Below are 17,249 nucleotides of genomic sequence, written 5' to 3' on the forward strand. Positions count from 1 at the left end.
CCATCGGCACTTGGGCAGCACACATCTTGGCTGAAACACATGTCTGGCCAGAGCCATACCGTCACCCGCGCCTGCCACCGACTCGACCTCGGCGGCCTGCGCTGGATCAACCAGCGCCCTGACGGCAAACCTGGCGGAACATATCCATGCCAGGACCATGGTGGTCGCCAAGGCGAGAGGGGTTGGGAGGAGGGAAGGCCCCTGCGGACTTCAATCAGGGCGAAGTGGTCCTTAGTCGATCCGATCCAACTCGGCCCGAAGACGTTCGGCTTCGGCTTCGGCTTTTCGCAGTCTCCGCTCCAAGGCGGACCGCGAGGGCGTGGGTGCGGTGCTCGCCGCCTTTTCGGATTGTCGCTGCCGGGGGACAAGCCATCCAACGCGCTCGTAGGTCAAGATCATCCGAACTTGGGGGCAGGAGTAGCAGAGTTGTTCAGGCTCCGGTGTCGGCCAGCCGTCCGCGAGCATCCGTCGGGTGTGCTCCCGCTCCTGCTCGGTCTGCAGCTCCGGGTTCGCGCGCCAGGCGTTCTCGAACTCGGCGGAGATCCGTTGGACTCGTTCCGGAACCGCACGACGAGGTCCAGAAGCAGGCACCCAATCGAGACTCGGGGCGATGATCTCCTCCACGTGACCGCAAGTCAGCGTCACCTTCCAGAAGGCGGAGGCGTGCGGCTCGTCATGGCGGATCACCGACCAAACCCTGGGGTCCGTGTCGTCCGGCGGTTCGACCGGGTCAGCGGGAAACGTGACCTTCCTCCGTTCTCCCCACTCAGCAATGACGCGATACGGCGGCGGCGGGGAGTCGTCGTGATGACAGATCATCTGCCCAGGAGGCAGCGGTGAGTGGAAAGCCTTCCACTGCGCCTTGTGCGGTGGCGTGCCGTCTTCGCGGGTGAGGACCTCGGGGGTGCAGCCGCAGTCGAGCTGAACGCGCCACCGGAACACCCGGGTCAGATCCGGAATCAGGAAGTCCCAGAGCACCCGCGGGATGTACCCGCGCATTTCGGTGGCCTCTGCCTCGCACTCCCGCAGCACCTCCTGGCGCGGCCTGGCCTTGCCGGGAAGCCGTCGCACCGTGGGGGTGCTCGGCGGCGGCCGGTCTTCAAGGAGAAGATGGCGACTATTGGTTGATGGGGCACCCATGGCGTCTCCCCGTTCTTTGCCCGGTGCTGCCGTTCATCGCCCAAGCGGAGTGTGAGTTGCAGCCAAGCACGCTACAGAGCCGGCCGCATTGTCAGGGAAATGCCGCGCCGTTTCACTCGCGTGGGTGACCGTTCGCGGGCGTCGAGTCTTCAGGATCTATAAGGCTTGCTGTCAGGAGCGGGCAGGGCTGTCCACGGTTCGCCATTCATGGCGAACCGCCCTTTAGGCACCGACGGCACGCACACGGCTGCCGGACACGCCACGGGCCCCCGGGGCGGATCAACCCAGGGCGCCGGGTCTGGGAGTCGCACCGGCCGCCGACGGTGCGATCCAGGCATCAGCGTGCCGGTCGGCTTGCAGGTATCGGCACTACGTCGCCGTCGCCCGCGCTCGCCTCGACCTCGGCGGCCTGGGCTGGATCACCTAGCACCCCGACAACAACCTCGGTGCGACACATCAGCGCAGGACCGGGCAGTGGGGCTAGGCTGAGGCGCTACCGGGGAAGACTCGTGAGGAACCCCACTGGCGGTTGATTTGTCGAGGCCCCACAATGATCGCCGGTCGTCTCTCCGACCGGTAGACAACATCGCTGGTAGCCCCGGGTAGTCTCGCTGGCGCGCCGGTGAGAGCTCCACCGGTGGACAGTCGGTGGACAGACGCCTTTGGACGGCGCGTCACGGGGTGGTACGGGTCAACCTGTTGCACATGCTCTGATCAGGAAAAACGTCACCCAGCAGCACGACCAGGCACTAGGCAACACGAACGCTCACGGTCTCGTAATGCGTAGGTCTCGGGTTCGAATCCCGAAGGCGGCTCTGCCGAAGCCTCAGGACTCACTCGCCGTGACCTGGGGCTTTTGCTTTTGGTGGATGCGGCGGTGGCGCGGGTCGCGCGGTGGTCGCCGGTGTCGGGTGTACCTAGATCGGCACGGCATCGTGGCGCACAGTACGTCTTGGATTCCCGCTCAGTACGGGAGGCTGATCCCGCAACTGGCGAACAGCGGTTGCTGACTGAGGGGGATGCTCAGCTCTTGGAGCTGGACTCGTAAGTGCGCTGTCAGGAATGCATCAAGACCGCAGCCTTCCCGGTAGTCGGGCGAGGGCGGAAGCGGGATGCTGGCCCTGGCGGCGCCGTACCGCGTCGATCCCTGTGCGGGTGGCCTCTTGGACAAGGGGTTGCCCCGCGCTCTCGTGAGGTGGTGGAGCATGCGGATGCCTCTGCGTGACCGGATCGCCCTGGCGGTTGCCCTGGCCGCTCCGCTCGTCGTCGCCCTCGCCCTGGTGCCTTTCCGTACGCACATGACGTCCGCGAACCTCGCGCTGGTCCTCGTCGTGATCATCGTTGCGGTCGCCGCCCTCGGCAGCCGGGCCGCCGGCGTGCTGGCCGCGCTCTCGGCGGCGGCATGGTTCGACTTCTTCCTCACCCGCCCCTACCAGCGGTTCACCATCTCCCACGGCGACGACATCACCACCACGCTCCTGCTGCTGGCGGTGGGCGTGGCCGTCTCCCAGCTGGCCGCCCACGCCCGCACCCTGAAGCTGGTGACCGTCACCGACGCGGCCCACCTGGCGCGGATCCACGAGACGGCGAGCATGGTTCAGGCGGGAGCCTCGCCGTATGCCGTGGTGGACCAGGTACGGCAGCAGCTCGTCGAGATCCTGGGACTGCGAGGCTGCCGCTTCGAACCCGGGATGCTGCTGGGCAGGTACCCCCGCCTGGAACAGGACGGCACGCTGACCGCCGCCGCCCGGGCCCACTGGGACTTGGACAAGGACGGCTGGCCCGGTGAGGAGATCGAACTGCGTGCCTCGGTCGGAGGCCGTTACCTCGGCCGGTTCATGATGCGGCCGGAGCCCGGTACGCCGCCGCCGCCGCTGCGGACGCGTCTCGTGGCCGTGAGCCTGGCCGACCATGTCGGCGCCGCACTGGACACCGCGGGACCGGTGCTCGACCGCTGACCATCTCCGCGGCCCGGCCGCCGGCAGGGCACGGCCGACGCGGGCCCGCTGTCACCACCCGGGTGCTTCGTCCTGGATCCTTCGGCAGCGTTCGCGTCGTGCCGCGGCGTGACGATCACCAGCCGGGAAGCCGGTGACTGGCGACTGGCGACTGGCGGCGGCGTCAGCGGCCGCGGGCCGGTCGGCTGAGTCGCCGGTGACGAGGATGCCGTGATCAAGCGCGGTGCGGGACTCCTCCGCAACCTCCCGAGCCTGCCCGGTTCACTCTCACCAGCCCGTCAGCAGCAGGTGGTTGAGGAGCAGGGCCAGGACGGCCTGCGCGGTGAGCCAGGCGCGGGGCCGGGGGAGGAACGCGCAGGCGGGGAGCAGCCACATCGCGAACGGCAGCCAGATGCGTTCCGTCTCCGCCTTGCTCATGCCGGAGAGGTCGGCGACGACGAGGGCGAGCAGTGCGGCGAACACGAGCGGGGCGAGGCGGTGTTCGGGTGCGGCGGTACGGAGACCGCCCCGGAGGTCCCGGAGTTCGGGACGTGCGGAAGCGGCGCCCGCACGCCGTAGTCCCGCCGCCGTCGCCGGGCCCACGAGCAGCGCGGTGCAGGCCAGGTTCGCCCATACCCAGTAGCTGTACGGCCGGGTCCCGCCGACGCCTTCGTAGTAGCGGGTGATCAACAGGTGGTATGCCTCCCACCAGTTGAAGCCCAGCAGCGTGAACACGACTGGTACGACGGTGAGTCCGGCGGCCACGTAGGGGAGAGGGGCGAGCCGTCGGTGGCCGAGCAGCAGTGCGGCGCCCGCGATGACCGCGAACAGTGTCAGCCCGTAGGAGAGATACGCGGTGAGGCCGAAGAGGAGACCGGCGGCGAGGCCGGCCGTGCGTGGCCGGTGTCCGGTGACCGCGAGGGCTAGGAAGGCGACGGACCAGGCGGCGACCGCCGCGAAGTAGCCGTCGGCCGAGGTGCCCATCCACACGGCGGCCGGGGCGAGGACGAGGAAGGGGGCGGCGCGGCGGGCGAGTTGCTCGCCGGCGAGGACGCGCACGGTGACGAGGACCGCCGCGCCCGCCGTCGCCCCGACGGTGATGCACCAGACGCCCGCCCAGGCCCCGCCGCCCAGTCCGATCCGGTCGAGGAGGACGAAGGTGACGGTGGCAGCCGGGGGATGCCCGGCGATGTGCGCGGGCCACGGGGCGGGGGAGTGGCTGAGGATGTGGTGGGTGAAGTCGCGCAGGGTGGCGGGGATGTCGTGGAAGCGGTTGATGACCGTGAGGTATTCGTTCGTGGTCGTCAGCCGACTGGCGATGCCACGCTGCCAGCCGTCGACCAGGGCCAGGGAGAATGTCCAGGCCATGGCGGTGCCCCAGGCGGTGAACAGCAGCGCCCGCCAGGGCAGTCGGGCGGCGAGGCCGGGACCGTAGGCGACGACGGCGACCGCGACGGCGAGGGCCGCCGGGGTGCCGGGGCCGACGTGCGGTTCCCACTGGGCGAAGACGGGTGGCCAGCCGACGAAGAGCGAATGGTCACGGTGCTGGACGGCGGTGCCGACCAGGACGGCCACCAGGACGAGCAGGGCGGCGGCGAGGGCCGCGGCCAGGTCGCGGACGAGGTCGCGTCGGCGGTCGCCCGGAACGTCACGGGGACGGTCGTCGGGACGGGTACGGGGACGGTCGCGGAGAAGATCGCGGTTCACACCGACACGCTAGGCCGGAGTGTGCCCGCTGGAGCCGCCGCCGGAGTGGACGTCAGGGTTTCGTCATGGTTTGCGAACCCGTTCGGGGGGTGTCCTCGGCCTACGGTCGGGTCATGCCACGTTCCCCCTCCTCACCCGCGTTCTGGCGCAGCCCGTTGCGCGGTCCCTGGTTCACCTCCGTGCTGGGTGTCGTGCTGCTCGTCGGGATCACGGTGCTGTTCGTGACGGGTCTGGTGTCGTACGCCGCCTACAACCCGGACCTGTCGCCGGTGAACGACCAGACCCCGGACAAGGGCCTGCTCGGCTTCTATCTCTTCTCCTGGCCGACGCACCCGTCCTGGCTGTACCGCCTCACACAGGGTGTGCACGTCACCCTCGGCATCGTGCTGATCCCCGTGCTGCTGGCGAAGCTGTGGTCGGTCGTGCCGAAGCTGTTCGCCCTGCCGCCGGCCCGCTCCCTCGCCCACGCGCTGGAACGGCTCTCACTGCTTCTCCTCGTGGGCGGCGGCCTGTTCGAGTTCACCACCGGCGTGCTCAACGTCCAGCTCGACTACATCTTCCCCGGCTCCTTCTATCCCCTGCACTTCTACGGCGCCTGGGTCTTCTTCGCCGCCTTCGTCGCGCACGCCGTCCTGAAGATGCCCCTGGCCCTGCGCAACCTGCGTCACCTCCGAGACGAAACCCCTGTCGAGACCTCTGTCGAGGCCTCTGTCGAGGAAGGGGAGTTGGTGTCCCCGGACCCCGCCGAACCCACCGTCTCGCGCCGTGGTGCCCTCGGTGTGGTGGGCGGCGGTTCGCTGCTCCTGCTCGGCACGACGGCAGGCCGCAGCTTCGACGGACCACTGCGGGAGACGGCCGTCCTCGCACCGCACGGCGGGCCCGAACCGGGTTCCGGGCCCGGGGGCTTCCAGATCAACAAGACGGCGGCCGCGGTCGGCATCGACGCCCGGGAGACGTCCGAGGAGGCGTGGCGGCTGGTGGTCGAGGGCAACGGCCGGACGGTCCGGCTGGGGCGCGCCGAGTTGCTTCAACTGCCCTTGCACAGCGCCGCGTTGCCCATCGCGTGCGTGGAGGGCTGGTCGACCTCCGACCAGTGGTGGCGGGGCGTACGGCTGCGGGACCTGGCGGCGCTCGTCGGCTACGAGGCGACCGCGGCGCCGGACGTCCTGGTGGAGTCGCTGCAGCGGCACGGGGCGTTCCGCCGGTCGGCCCTGCGCGACAACCAGGTCCGCGACCCGCGCTCCCTGCTCGCCCTGTTCGTCAACGGCGAGGACCTCACCCCCGACCACGGCTACCCGGCACGCGTCATCGTCCCCGCGGCGCCCGGCGTGCTCAACACCAAATGGGTGGCCCGTATGACCTTCGGAGACCTGTGATGCGCGTTCCGTTCAGGCGGCCGGCCCTCGGCAGCCCGCTGCAGATCCTTCTGCTCGCCTGCTCGTTCGCGCTCGCCGGGTATGCGGGGGTGCGGCTGCTCGCGGACGACTGGTTCGGGGTGGCGCTGTGGTTCGTGGGCGCGGCGCTGGTGCACGACCTGGTGCTGGTGCCGTTGTACGCGGGGGCGGACCGGGCCCTGGCGGGAGCGCTGGGTGCGGTCGGCCGCCGGACGTGGACGGTGTACGTCCGGGTCCCGGTCATGTTCTCCGGCCTCCTGCTGCTGGTGTGGTTCCCGTTGATCAGCGGGCGGGTCGCGGACCACTACAGGTCCGCCACCGGCCTCTCCGGCGACGGGTTCCTGGCCCGCTGGCTGCTGGTCACGGCGGTGCTGTTCGGGGGCTCGGCCGCGCTGCTCGTCCTGCGGTTGCGCAGGGCGACGAAGGAGCGGCCGCCGGCCGTCCACTGACCGTCCGGGCGCCACCCCGCCCGGCGGGCGTGGCGCAGCAGGGCCGGGGTGCCCAGGCGGGCCCACGGGAAGGCCGTACCGGAGGCTCCGCGGCCGTCGGCGACGTGCACCTGCACGCGTTCGTCGACGTCGACCGGCGCGGTCTCGGCGATCAACAGCCCGTCAGGGGCGAGGAGTTGGGACATCCGGCGGAGCAGGGCGTGCGGGTTGCCGCCGATGCCGACGTTGCCGTCGATGAGAAGGGCGGTGTCCCAGCGGCCCTCGCCGGGGAGGGGATCGAAGACGGACCGGCGCAGGGCCTGCCCGCCGAGGCGGACGGTGTGCGCGACGGCGGCCTCGCTGACGTCGATGCCCAGCGCTCGCCTCCCCTGCGCGGCGAGCGCTGCCACCAGCCGCCCAGGCCCGCAGCCCACGTCGAGCACGGCCCCCTCGCACCGCCCCAGTACCTCCCGGTCCGCCGCGTCGGCCTCGGCGCACCAGCGCTCGACCTCCAGGGGCAGCAGCCAGCCGTCGGTACGGCGGAGGTAGAGGGGGCCGCGGCCGGTGCGCAGGGCGTCCGTGTACGGGTCGGCGGACCAGGGGCGTGCCGTGGCGTCGGGAGGCGCGGAGGACAGTCGCCCGGCGGCCTGCGCGGACCGCTCGCCGGGATCCGCCTTCGAGTGGCTCGCGGGGCTCGGCGCCGGGTGGTTCATGAGGGCGGTTGCCGGGCTCCCCTGCGCTGTGGGCGCGGGACGCTCCGTCTCGTGTGCCGCGCTCACCGGGCGACTGCCGTTTTCAGCCGCGCCAGTTCCCTGGCGAACCGCCCCTCCGGTGCCGCGGCGGCGACGAGTCCGGTGTCGTGGGCTGTGTCGACGTCACGCAGACCCGGCAGGTCGTGGACGCGCAGGCCCGCGGTGGTCAGCCGGGCGCGCTGGACGGCGCCGGTGGTGGGCGTCGACATCGGTACGCCGCGCAGGAGTGCCGGGTCGGGGTCGGCGAGGCCCAGGGCCCAGAAGCCGCCGTCCTCGGCCGGCCCGAAGTACGCGTCGCAGTCGGCGAAGTCGACGGTGAGGAGTTCGGGTGTCACCTGCGGGGTGTCCATGCCGATGAGCAGCGCGGGCCCGTCGCAGCCGGCGAAGGCGGCGGCCAGCCGCTCGTCGAGCCCGCCGCCGCACTGCGGTACGACGTCGAAGCCCGGCGGCAGCCAGGGACCGGGCGTTCCGTCGAGCACCAGCACCCGTCGCCGTGCGGGCGTCGCCAGCACCACGTGCAGGGTGTCGACGAGCGACGCCTCGGCGAGCGCGGCGGCCTCCTCGGGCGTGAACGGCGGAGTCAGCCGGGTCTTCACCCGTCCCGGCAGCGGTTCCTTGGCGATGACGAGAAGGGTGGTCACAGGGAGTTCGCTCCTTGCGGTGCGGAGAAGGAGCCGGTGGCCGACACGCCCCCGGGTGCCGGGGGTTCGGCAAGGACACGGCGCATGTCCCGCACCGCCTGCCAGGTGCCGCGCCAGGTCCCGGTGACCTTGGAGGCGCCGGTGCGCGGCAGATACGGCACGTCGTGCTCGGCGACGCGCAGGCCGGCGTCCGCGGCGCGGACGACCATCTGGAGCGGGTAGCCGCTGCGCCGGTCCGTCAGGCCGAGGGCGAGCAGATCCGCGCGGCGGGCGGCACGGAGCGGGCCGAGGTCGTGCAGGCGCAGTCCGGTGCGGCGGCGCAGCATCCCGGCGAGCGCGAGGTTTCCGGCCCGGGCGTGCGCGGGCCAGGCGCCTCGTCCCTGCGGCCGGCGCCGCCCGAGCACCAGGTCGGCCTCGCCGTCCCGTACCTCGCGTACGAAGGGCACCAGCAGGGACGGGTCGAGCGAGGCGTCGCAGTCGCAGAAGCACACGATGTCCGCGGTGGCGGCCATCAGCCCGGCGTGGCAGGCGGCGCCGAACCCGCGGCGCTCCTCCCGCACGACGGTGGCGCCGAGGGCGCGCGCCCGTTCCGCCGAACCGTCCGTGGATCCATTGTCCACGACGAGCGCGCGCCAGCCTCGTGGGATGCGGGCCAGCACCCAGGGCAGGGCCTCGGCCTCGTTCAGACAGGGGAGGACAACGTCGACAGGCGCCGTGTCCGGTTCCGTTGCGGGGGAGGTCGTCACGGCTTTCACCCTACGGTCGAGAAACGGACATATCGGGCTTCCGGTCCTTACGAAACGCGGACGTCGAGGCGTGAAGGCCGGGGGGCGAGCGCGGTCGGCTACCGCTCCCCGCGGAGCTTCGACGTCGCGAACTCGCGCATCCCCTCCGTGAATTCGACCTCGGCCTTCCAGCCCAGCTCGGACCGTAGCCGGGACGAGTCCGCCGTGATGTGGCGGACGTCGCCGAGCCGGTACTCCCCGGTCACCACGGGCTCGGGCCCGCCGTACGCGGCGGCCAGCGCCCGCGCCATCTCGCCGACCGTGTGCGGGTCCCCGCTGCCGGTGTTGTACGCGGTCAGCGCCCCCTCCCGGGGCTCGGACTCCAGCGCCGCCGCATTGGCCGCCGCCACATCCCGTACGTGCACGAAGTCCCGCCGCTGGCCGCCGTCCTCGAAGACCCGAGGCGATTCACCGCGCGCGAGCGCGGAGCGGAAGAAGGAGGCGACCCCCGCGTACGGGGTGTCGCGCGGCATCCTCGGGCCGTACACGTTGTGGTAGCGCAGCGACACCGCCGAACCACCCGTCGACCGCGCCCACGCCGCCGCCAGATGCTCCTGGGCCAGCTTGGTCGTCGCGTACACGTTCCGGGGGTCGACCGGAGCGTCCTCGCCCACCAGCCCCGGTGCCAACTCCTCACCGCAGTGCGGACACCGGGGCTCGAAACGCCCCGCGTCCAGATCGGCCACGGCCCGGGGGCCCGGCCGCACCGGTCCGTGCCGCTCGCAGGCGTAGGAGCCCTCGCCGTAGACGACCATCGACCCGGCGAGCACCAGCCGGCGCACCCCCGCGTCGGCCATGGCGGACAGCAGCACCGCCGTACCGAGGTCGTTGTGCGAGACGTAGTCGGCCGCGTCGCCGAACCCCGTCCCCAGCCCCACCATCGCCGCCTGATGACACACGGCGTCCACATCCGGCAGCACGGACGCGACCGCCTGGGGACTGCGCACGTCGTGGCCGTCGCGCAGGTCGAACACGACCGCCTCGTGCCCTCGCGCGGTCAGCGCCTCGACGACATGGGACCCGATGAACCCGGCACCGCCGGTGACCAGTACTCGCATACGCCCGACGCTAGGACCGCGCCCCCGCCGCTCGGCAGCACCACGCCCGTCATGTCACCGGCCCGTAAGACGCTCTGGCCCGACTTCCCGGCAACTCCCGCCCGCGCGCGTGAAGTTGTTACGGGACGCTGACGTGGCGGCCGAACCCCTACTGCCCCGCCCGCCTCGTGGGCAACTCTGGTCCCCGTTCTCCACCGACCCCGTGGTGACGGCGAAGGCCCGAGGAGCGACGTATGAGCAGGCACACCAGGCGAAGGTCGCCGTTACAGATCAAGCTGACGGCCGTCGGAGCGGGCATCAAGGGCAACGCGGTCCACGGCAACACCGTGACGTCGTTCCGGGTCGCGGGACCGAAACCGGACCGGCACGGCAAGCTGGCGCTCACCGACGACGTCGGCGTGGCCACCCCGCCGTCGGCCAGGTCCCAGGGTGTCATCGACCTGGCGGCGACCCGGGACCAGAAGTTCCTCCACGCGCAGAACGCGACGTCGGGCACCGTCGACGGCTTCCGCGTCGGCCGCGACGGCTCGCTGACCAAGGTCGGTACGACCAGTGGACTGCCTCCCTTCGCCGAGTCCGGCATGGAGGGCATCGTCGCGGTGTAAAGAAGCGGCCACCGCGGCCAGGGCGCCCCTGACATCACCTGTCCGGGGCGCCAGGCGCTGCCCGCACGGCACGGCGTGCCCGAGCGCCGGCCGTCGCGGCTCTCTCACTCGCGCAGACACCACTCGACGAAGACCCCGATGCTGGGGTCCACCTGCCCGGCCTCGTCCGCCACCGCCGCCGTGCAGAAGAACCGGACCTCCCCGAACTGCAGATCCATCGTCTTCACCAGATTCCGCAGCCCCAGCTGTTCACTCAGCCACTTCCGCAGGGCATCGCTGTCGTCCGGTTCGGGGGCCAGCAGGGCGGGCTGTCCGGTCAGCAGGTCCCTCTTGCTGACGGCTACGGTGAGCCGGGCCTTGTCGAGGCGGGTGTCCATCGTGTGGATGGTCTGCACCGAGCGCGAGAACACGTCCTCCGGATCGACCGTCGACGTCAGCGTGCGGTCCACCTTCGGGCCCTCCGGGTCCAGGCGGGTCCAGAACGCGTCGACGGCCATCGGGTCGAGGACGAAGACGAAGGTGCGGGCCTCCCGGGCGTAGCGCAGCGCGTCGGTCTCCTCGCGGCTGACGAACCGCTCGCCGGCCGTGTCGAAGACATGCACCAGCCGTTCGGCGCGGCCGCCGCCCAGCACGAACGAGTGGGCTCGCGGCAACGTCTTCTGGGTGGGGCGGGTGTGGCCCTGGAGTTCCAGAACCTCGTTCAGCACCCGCTGGTTGGCCGTCGACTCGGGGTCCGCGAGCCGGATCGCCGGGCCGCCGTTCTCCGCCGAGTTCTCCAGCGACTTCACCATCGCCGCCATCAGCTGGGTCTTGCCCGCGGCCCGGCCGCCGATCAGCGGCAGGATCACCTCGGGCATGTGCCCGGCGTCCGGGTTCATCGGCTCGCCGCAGTGTTCGTACACGCAGTAGCCGCTCAGCCGGGCGTCCCTGCTCATCAGCATCAGCAGGGTCGGAACCCGCTCGTCGCAGGCGCACCGGCGCCTGAAGAGGCCGAAGGTGCCCGGGCGGATGTCGGCGTGCCGGCGTCGGCAGTTCGCGCGGGGGCAGTCGTACGCGGGGTAGGGGACGCGTTCGAAGCAGCTCGGGCACAGCATGCCCCGGGGCAGCCCGCGCAGGATCATCACCGTGCGGTCGACGGCCCGCAGGGTGAACGCCGTCAGCCGGGCACCGCCCGCCAGCAGGGCCACGCCGAGCGCCTGCACGGCGAGGAGCGTGCCCAGCACGAGTGTCGCGGCGCCGGCGCCGATACCGAGGCCCAGGTAGAGGGTCAGGCCGTACGGGACCGAGAAGGCCCGGTTCACGGAGGGCGCGGTGAACTGGCCGGTGGTCACCTGGCGATAGGCGTCGGTGACCGTGCGGACGTACAACCGCGAGGTGTCCTCAAGTCCCCTGACAGGACGGGAACTTGACGTGGTGCGGCTGGTCGCCGAAGGGCGGACCAATCAGGAGATCTGCGCCGAGCTGTTCGTGTCGCTCTCCACCGTCAAGACGCATATGGCCAGCGTCCAGGGCAAGTTGAAACTGCGGAACCGGGTGGAGATCGCCGCCTGGGCGTGGCGGTGCGGTGTGGCCGGCGACCGCTGATCCGGCCGGTCGCCGTGACCCGCACCAACTGCCGCGCCACATCGCCTACTTCGTCAGGCCGTAGTCGAAACTCACGCGGTCGCCGTGCACTCCGGTGACGGAGATCAGCATCTTCTTGGTCTCGCCCTTGAAGACGGCCATGCACGCCACGGTGTAGTCCATCTTCGCGCGCAGCCCGCTCGGGCAGCTCACGGACTGCGGGCCGTCCTGGACGAACGGGATGGGGGGTACGCTCGAAGTCACCGAGGGTATTCCGCGCACCGGCCTCCATGCCCGTGTCGTTTTCGGCGATCGATTACGCCGGGCCGGTTGCGACCGGCCCAGAGCAGGGTTCGCGTCATGACTGCGCCCGTTGTGCCTGTTGCCCCCGTTCCGTCCGCCCCCGCACTCCGTATGTCACTCGCTCCGCTCGGTTCCGCGCCCGCTCTGCTGGACGGGGCCTGGTGGCCCCGGTCCCGGGATCTGGGGGCGGAGCTGCCCTCGCTGGTCGCCGTGCTCGACTCGTTGTGGGGGCGGATCACGCGGGTCACGGTGAATCCCACGCACTGGCCGGCCGATTTCCCGCGCAAGGTGCCGGTCGACGGGCACATCGTGAAGGTGGGCTGGTTCCTGACCGAGCAGGATCCGCACCAGCTGCTGCTCCTGTCGTACCGCACGAGCCGCTGGGACCTGCTCGTCGTACCCCCTGAGACGGACCCCGCCACGGCGGCCTGGCTGATGACCGCCGCGAGCGATCCTTCGCGTACGTCGACCGGGAGTGAGCTGGTCGCCGAAGCGGCGAACACACCGATTGCCGTTACGACGCCCGCCTGAACGCGCGCGGTTCGGCCATCACCTCGTCGTGCGGGCGGGCGCAGGTGCGGGTGATCAGGCGGGAGACGTGCATCTGGGAGACACCGAACCCGCAACAAGGGGCGCAGGGCCTCGCGGTTGACGATCAGGTCGAAGTCGGGCCCGATGTCACCGAGGGTGTCCGTCAGCGGATGGCCGTCCGTGGGGTGACCCGGTACGGCGTCCAGGGACCAGGCGGTGTAGGCCCTCCAACGCCCCCTGGCCCAGCCGTACTTCGGCCCCCGTCAGCCCGGTGTGCGCGGCGATCTCGCCGACGGCGGAGATCGTCCCGCCCCGCGTGGCGCTCAACTCGTGGTCGGCGGACCGGACTTGACCGCGCAGCTCCTGCACCCGGCGCGGGACGTGGACGACCCAGAGCTCGTCACGGAAGTGCCGCTTCACCCGACCAGGCCGAGTTGGGCGCCCTGCGTGAGATCCTCGGCGGACTCTCCGCGGTGCCGGAAGCGCCGGGCCAGCCGAACGGCCATCGGCATCCACGCGCACACCACCTCCTGGCACAACGCCGCCCGCTCCGGACCGTTCGGCAGTGCGGCGATCCGGCGGAACGACTCGGCGGTGTCGGGGGGAGGAGGAGGGGGAACGGCCGTCAACAGGAGGCGTAGGGGCCGTTCTTCATGCGTTGTGGTCGGTTGGTGCGTGGTGCGTGGTGCGTGGTGCGTGCCTCATGCCGCAGTCCTTCGACGCGGTGGTTGTGCCCGATGCGAAGCAGGGTCAACACCGCGCCCCGAGCCTGGTTCTGCCCGGGGCTCAGCGGGTGGTGTCGGACTGGTTGCCGCCGCGCAGGGCGCGGGCGCACCAGCCGATGACCGAGGCGTTCACCAGAGCGCCGATGACGACGGCGACGATGAACATGGCCTTGCCGCCCGGCAGCACGAGGACCACGAGGCTGGCCGGGGCGGTCGCCAGGATCGGGACGACGCCCGCCATGGACTCGCCCGAGTCGTCCATGACGGTCACGACGACCGTCCAGATGACGATGGCCACGCAGACCCCGAGATAGGCCAGGGCGAAGGGGTTGCGGAGGTTCTGGCCGAGCCGGTGGAGGGGTGAGTTGGCGGCATTGGCGTCGGTACTGGGCATGGCTGTACTCCTAAGTGGCGTCGATTAAAGGGGTGTTGGTAGTCAGAAGGGTGTTGGTGGTCAGATGTGGTCCGCGCCCGGTGGGTTCGGGCGCGTGATGCCGAGGTCGTAGGCGAGGATCGTGGCCTGGACGCGGTCGCGCAGGCCGAGTTTGCGGAGCAGGGCGTTGACGTGGGACTTGACCGTGCCGACGGTGATGTCCAACTCCGCCGCGATCTCCGCGTTGTTGAGGCCCGAGGCGAGCAGGGCGAGGACGTTGCGCTGGCTGCCGGTGAGGCTCTCCAGCTCGCGCGGACCGTTCTCGGCGTCGGAACGGAAACCCGTGCCCGCGCCGGACGCGTAGTGGCCGATCAGCCTGCGGGTCGCGGACGGGGCCAGGACGCTCTCGCCGCTCGCCACCACCCGGATTCCCGCCAGGAGTTCGGAGGCGTGCACGTCCTTGAGGAGGAACCCGGAGGCTCCCGCGCGCAGGGCGTCGAAGACGTACGCGTCGAGGTCGAAGGTGGTCAGCACGAGGACGCGCGGCGCGTTCTCCCGCGCGGTGATGATCCGGGTGGCCGCGATGCCGTCGAGTTCGGGCATCCGTACGTCCATCACGACCACGTCCGGGGCGAGTTCGGCGGCGAGGACCACCGCGGTCGCGCCGTCGGCGGCCTCGCCCACGACCGTCATGTCGTCCTCGGCGTCGATCACGGCGGCGAAGCCCGCGCGGACGATGCCCTGGTCGTCGACGACCAGCACCCTGAGGCTCATCGTTCTCTCTCCTCATCGTCCGGTGCCGTCAGCGGCAGCCGGAGGTGGACCGTGCCCGGTGGGCGGCCGGCCGTCAGGGTGCCGCCGAGCGGCGCGATCCTTGCCGTCAGGCGGGCCCGTACGGCGGTGTCGGTGGCGCGGGGTACGCCGGTGGCCGTGATCGTCAACGTACTGCCGTCCGCGTCGAGTTCGAGTATGGCGGGGTCGTTGTCGCCGGTCGCGAGGAGGGTTTCGGCGACGTGGTAGGCGGCGAGGTCCACTTCGGTGGGGAGCCTTTCCGGTACCCGGTCCGTCACGCGTATCTGTACGTCTCGCCCGGTGGCTCGGCACTGGTGGGCCAGCAGGTCGAGGGCTTGGACGGTGGGTTGGGGATGTAGGGCGGGGCTTGTCGTTTCGTCGCCCTCCCGGACTGCGTCCAGGAGGGCGCGCATTGCTGCGAGGGCCTCTCGGGCGCGGGTGGCTGTTGCGTCCAGGTGGCCTGCCTCTGCCTCCGTGATCATGTCTGCGGTGCGGGCGAGGACGGTGGTCTCCAGCCCTGCTGCGATGCGGCGGCGTTCTGCCCAGGCGTCTCTTACGGCTTCCTCTGTCCAGGTGGCGAGTTGTGCTGTTTGGGTGCCGTGGGTTGCCTGGTTGCGGTGGGCGATGAGGGCTCCGGCGTAGTAGGACGCGCCAATTGCCAGTGCGACAGCGGTCGTTGCTGCCGTGGCCACCGCCCAAGCGGGGGTGGTTGTGCCTCGGTGTAGGACAGCGATGGTCAGGGCGGTGGCGTGTGCGGCTGTGGCTGCGATGGAAAAGACAGAGATGGGGACTTGAGGTAGTCGGTAGGTGCGGGGCGGTGGGGGCTGGTCGCGCAGTTCCCCGCGCCCCTTTAGGTACGCCAACGCAACGCATGTTGCCAGCGTGCTCAGGATCGGTGGGAGTAATACTGGGCCGGTGTAGTGGCCCACCGACATGGCCGTTGGCCACAGCAACGCCAGCCCGATCAAGGCCAGTTGGACTGTCCTCGGTGCTCTGCGCAGCCACAGCAGGGCTACCGCCTGGGCTGCTGCCAGCAAGGTGAACAGGACGCCCGCCGACACATGCGTGCTGGTCGATGTCGCATCCGCGCGGATGATCAGGACCGGTAGCAGGGGCTGGAAGCACAGGCCGATCGCGGCGACGACCTGGGCTGCGCGGTAGCTGCGCGGGACGGCGTGTTCCACCGGGGCCGCCGTACGGCCGGGGAGGATCGCGCGTACCTCCCAACCGCCTTCCGGTGTCGGGCCGGTGGTCAGGGTGCCGCCTGTTTCCCGGGCCCGGGAGCGGAGGAAGCCCTGGCCTCGGCCGCCGCCCAGGCCCGCGCCGTGGGCAGGGGTGCCGGACGGCGGGGCCGCGCTGGTGACCGCGATGTCGGTGCGGGTGTCGGCGTAGCGGACGGTCACCGTGGTGTGGGCGCCGGGGGCGTGGCGGGCCACGTTGGTGAGGGCCTCGCGGACGATGCCGTAGGCCGCGTCCGCGACGGTGCCGTCGGGGAGGGGGGCGATCTCGAAGTCGACGGGTTGGTTGAGGCGGCGGAAGCCGGCGATCAGGGAGTGCAACCGCTCCTCGGGGGAGGGGAGTTCCTCGCGGGAAGGGGCCGGGGCGCGGACCACGCTGAGTGCCCGGGTGACCTTGCGGCCGGTCTCGGTCGCGAACTCCAGTGCCTCGGCGGCGAGTTCGGGACGGCGTTCGCGCAGGCCGAGCGCGGCGCCGGCGGTGACGACCACGGCGGTCAGATGGTGCGCGCTGACGTCGTGCAACTCCCGTTCCATACGGCGCCGTTCGGCCGCCGGGAGCCGGTGGCGCTCGGTCTCGGCGCGGTTCAGGAGGAGTTCGGCCGCCTGGCGGGCGCGGCGGGTGCGGCGTACGGAGAAGCCCGCGCCGCACGCGGTGGCGTAGAGCAGGGTGATCAGGACCAGGTCGAGGCCGTTGTTGTCGCTGAGTCCGTGCAGGGTGATGTTCTGCAGGAACTGCCAGAGCGCGAGCGTGAGCACGCACAGGACCGTGGTGAAGGTGTCGCGCTCGGTCGCCACCGTGAACAGGGCGAGCGCGACGCCCGCGGTGCCGAAGACGGCCATCGCCCCGAGGGGCAGCGGGCCGGCGCCCACCGCGCAGGCGGCGGCGACCACGACGAGCGTGATCACCGGACGGGTCCGGCGCAGGGCGAGCGCGGCCGTCACGGATCCCGCGACCAGCGCGGCCACGAGCAGGTCGGCCGCGGTCGGCACGGTGCCGCGCAGCAGCGGAGCCACCGGCCACACCAGGGCCTGGGCACAGATCAGCAGGACCGGGAGCAGCCGGTCGTCGGTTCGTTTCATGACATTCAAAGGCTATGGGAGCAGGTGAGGGGCCTGGGTCGGGCGGAAGGGGGATTACGGTCCCCCTCTTCTCTATCTCTGGTTTGACGCGGCAACCGTCCTTCCGCCCGAGGACCGGACCCCGTCCCGCTCCTAGGCTCGATCACATCGAGGGAAGCGGTCGACCACCGCCTCCCACACCGTCCACATCACACAGG

Annotated in this window: 14 protein-coding genes and 4 pseudogenes; 6 read left to right on the plus strand and 12 right to left on the minus strand. The window is 71.2% G+C overall.

What is annotated here, in order from left to right; translation table 11 throughout:
* Positions 1–231: 231 nt before the first annotated feature.
* Positions 232–1,140 (minus strand): hypothetical protein, encoded by a 909-nt coding sequence (locus ACGFY9_RS03680; RefSeq protein WP_393751546.1) that lies wholly within the window; start codon positions 1,138–1,140, stop codon positions 232–234.
* 884 nt (positions 1,141–2,024) lie between these two features.
* Here ACGFY9_RS03680 and ACGFY9_RS03685 point away from each other — a divergent pair.
* A pseudogene (locus ACGFY9_RS03685) lies at positions 2,025–2,141 on the plus strand (GntR family transcriptional regulator); the annotation flags it as partial.
* A 204-nt stretch (positions 2,142–2,345) separates the two neighbouring features.
* Positions 2,346–3,098, plus strand: coding sequence for a DUF4118 domain-containing protein (locus ACGFY9_RS03690; protein ID WP_393751548.1), 753 nt, complete (start codon positions 2,346–2,348; stop codon positions 3,096–3,098).
* Between the two features lie 267 nt (positions 3,099–3,365).
* Here the strand turns inward: ACGFY9_RS03690 and ACGFY9_RS03695 are convergent, their stop codons facing one another.
* The gene (locus ACGFY9_RS03695) at positions 3,366–4,784 is read right to left on the minus strand and encodes a hypothetical protein (RefSeq protein WP_393751550.1); all 1,419 of its coding nucleotides are present in this window, start codon (positions 4,782–4,784) and stop codon (positions 3,366–3,368) included.
* 113 nt (positions 4,785–4,897) lie between these two features.
* On the opposite strand from ACGFY9_RS03695, the gene ACGFY9_RS03700 reads away from it, so the two are divergent.
* Entirely contained in the window at positions 4,898–6,160 is a 1,263-nt protein-coding gene (locus ACGFY9_RS03700; protein ID WP_393751552.1) for a molybdopterin-dependent oxidoreductase, read from the plus strand.
* Between the two features lie 322 nt (positions 6,161–6,482).
* Here the strand turns inward: ACGFY9_RS03700 and ACGFY9_RS03705 are convergent, their stop codons facing one another.
* The 4 genes from ACGFY9_RS03705 to ACGFY9_RS03720 form a co-directional block, all read right to left on the minus strand.
* On the minus strand, positions 6,483–7,385 hold the full coding sequence (locus ACGFY9_RS03705; RefSeq protein ID WP_393751554.1) for a class I SAM-dependent methyltransferase: 903 nt from the start codon (positions 7,383–7,385) through the stop codon (positions 6,483–6,485).
* Positions 7,382–7,999 carry a DUF2064 domain-containing protein gene (locus ACGFY9_RS03710; RefSeq protein ID WP_393751556.1) on the minus strand — a complete coding sequence of 206 codons (618 nt, stop codon included), beginning with the start codon at positions 7,997–7,999 and terminating at the stop codon, positions 7,382–7,384. The genes ACGFY9_RS03705 and ACGFY9_RS03710 overlap by 4 nt, the downstream gene beginning before the upstream one ends.
* Positions 7,996–8,754, minus strand: coding sequence for a glycosyltransferase family 2 protein (locus ACGFY9_RS03715; protein ID WP_393751558.1), 759 nt, complete (start codon positions 8,752–8,754; stop codon positions 7,996–7,998). The genes ACGFY9_RS03710 and ACGFY9_RS03715 overlap by 4 nt, the downstream gene beginning before the upstream one ends.
* Positions 8,755–8,843: 89 nt before the next feature.
* The gene (locus ACGFY9_RS03720) at positions 8,844–9,842 is read right to left on the minus strand and encodes an NAD-dependent epimerase/dehydratase family protein (protein ID WP_393751560.1); all 999 of its coding nucleotides are present in this window, start codon (positions 9,840–9,842) and stop codon (positions 8,844–8,846) included.
* Positions 9,843–10,075: 233 nt separating this feature from the next.
* On the opposite strand from ACGFY9_RS03720, the gene ACGFY9_RS03725 reads away from it, so the two are divergent.
* Positions 10,076–10,447: a hypothetical protein gene (locus ACGFY9_RS03725; RefSeq protein ID WP_393751562.1), complete on the plus strand. Its 372-nt coding sequence runs from the start codon at positions 10,076–10,078 to the stop codon at positions 10,445–10,447.
* Positions 10,448–10,551: 104 nt separating this feature from the next.
* Here the strand turns inward: ACGFY9_RS03725 and ACGFY9_RS03730 are convergent, their stop codons facing one another.
* A complete protein-coding gene (locus ACGFY9_RS03730) occupies positions 10,552–11,814 on the minus strand; it encodes a hypothetical protein (RefSeq protein WP_393751564.1) in 1,263 nt (420 codons plus the stop codon).
* Positions 11,815–11,827: 13 nt separating this feature from the next.
* Here ACGFY9_RS03730 and ACGFY9_RS03735 point away from each other — a divergent pair.
* Positions 11,828–12,031: pseudogene (locus ACGFY9_RS03735) on the plus strand (response regulator transcription factor); the annotation flags it as partial.
* Between the two features lie 45 nt (positions 12,032–12,076).
* Here ACGFY9_RS03735 and ACGFY9_RS03740 read toward each other — a convergent pair.
* The gene (locus ACGFY9_RS03740) at positions 12,077–12,274 is read right to left on the minus strand and encodes a DUF4333 domain-containing protein (protein ID WP_393751566.1); all 198 of its coding nucleotides are present in this window, start codon (positions 12,272–12,274) and stop codon (positions 12,077–12,079) included.
* Positions 12,275–12,370: 96 nt separating this feature from the next.
* On the opposite strand from ACGFY9_RS03740, the pseudogene ACGFY9_RS03745 reads away from it, so the two are divergent.
* Positions 12,371–12,826, plus strand: a pseudogene (locus ACGFY9_RS03745) (DUF5994 family protein); the annotation flags it as partial.
* Position 12,827: 1 nt separating this feature from the next.
* Here ACGFY9_RS03745 and ACGFY9_RS03750 read toward each other — a convergent pair.
* The 4 genes and pseudogenes from ACGFY9_RS03750 to ACGFY9_RS03765 form a co-directional block, all read right to left on the minus strand.
* A pseudogene (locus ACGFY9_RS03750) lies at positions 12,828–13,476 on the minus strand (B/F/G family RNA polymerase sigma-70 factor).
* 154 nt (positions 13,477–13,630) lie between these two features.
* Positions 13,631–13,963 carry an SCO4225 family membrane protein gene (locus ACGFY9_RS03755; protein ID WP_393751568.1) on the minus strand — a complete coding sequence of 111 codons (333 nt, stop codon included), beginning with the start codon at positions 13,961–13,963 and terminating at the stop codon, positions 13,631–13,633.
* Between the two features lie 60 nt (positions 13,964–14,023).
* Positions 14,024–14,716 carry a response regulator gene (locus ACGFY9_RS03760; protein ID WP_393751570.1) on the minus strand — a complete coding sequence of 231 codons (693 nt, stop codon included), beginning with the start codon at positions 14,714–14,716 and terminating at the stop codon, positions 14,024–14,026.
* Complete coding sequence (locus tag ACGFY9_RS03765) at positions 14,713–17,052, minus strand: histidine kinase (protein WP_393751572.1); 2,340 nt, start codon at positions 17,050–17,052, stop codon at positions 14,713–14,715. Before ACGFY9_RS03765 ends, ACGFY9_RS03760 begins: the two co-directional genes overlap by 4 nt.
* Between the last annotated feature and the right edge of the window lie 197 nt (positions 17,053–17,249).

Origin of the sequence: Streptomyces sp. NPDC048504 (assembly GCF_043200035.1) — a bacterium.
Lineage (GTDB): Bacteria > Actinomycetota > Actinomycetes > Streptomycetales > Streptomycetaceae > Streptomyces.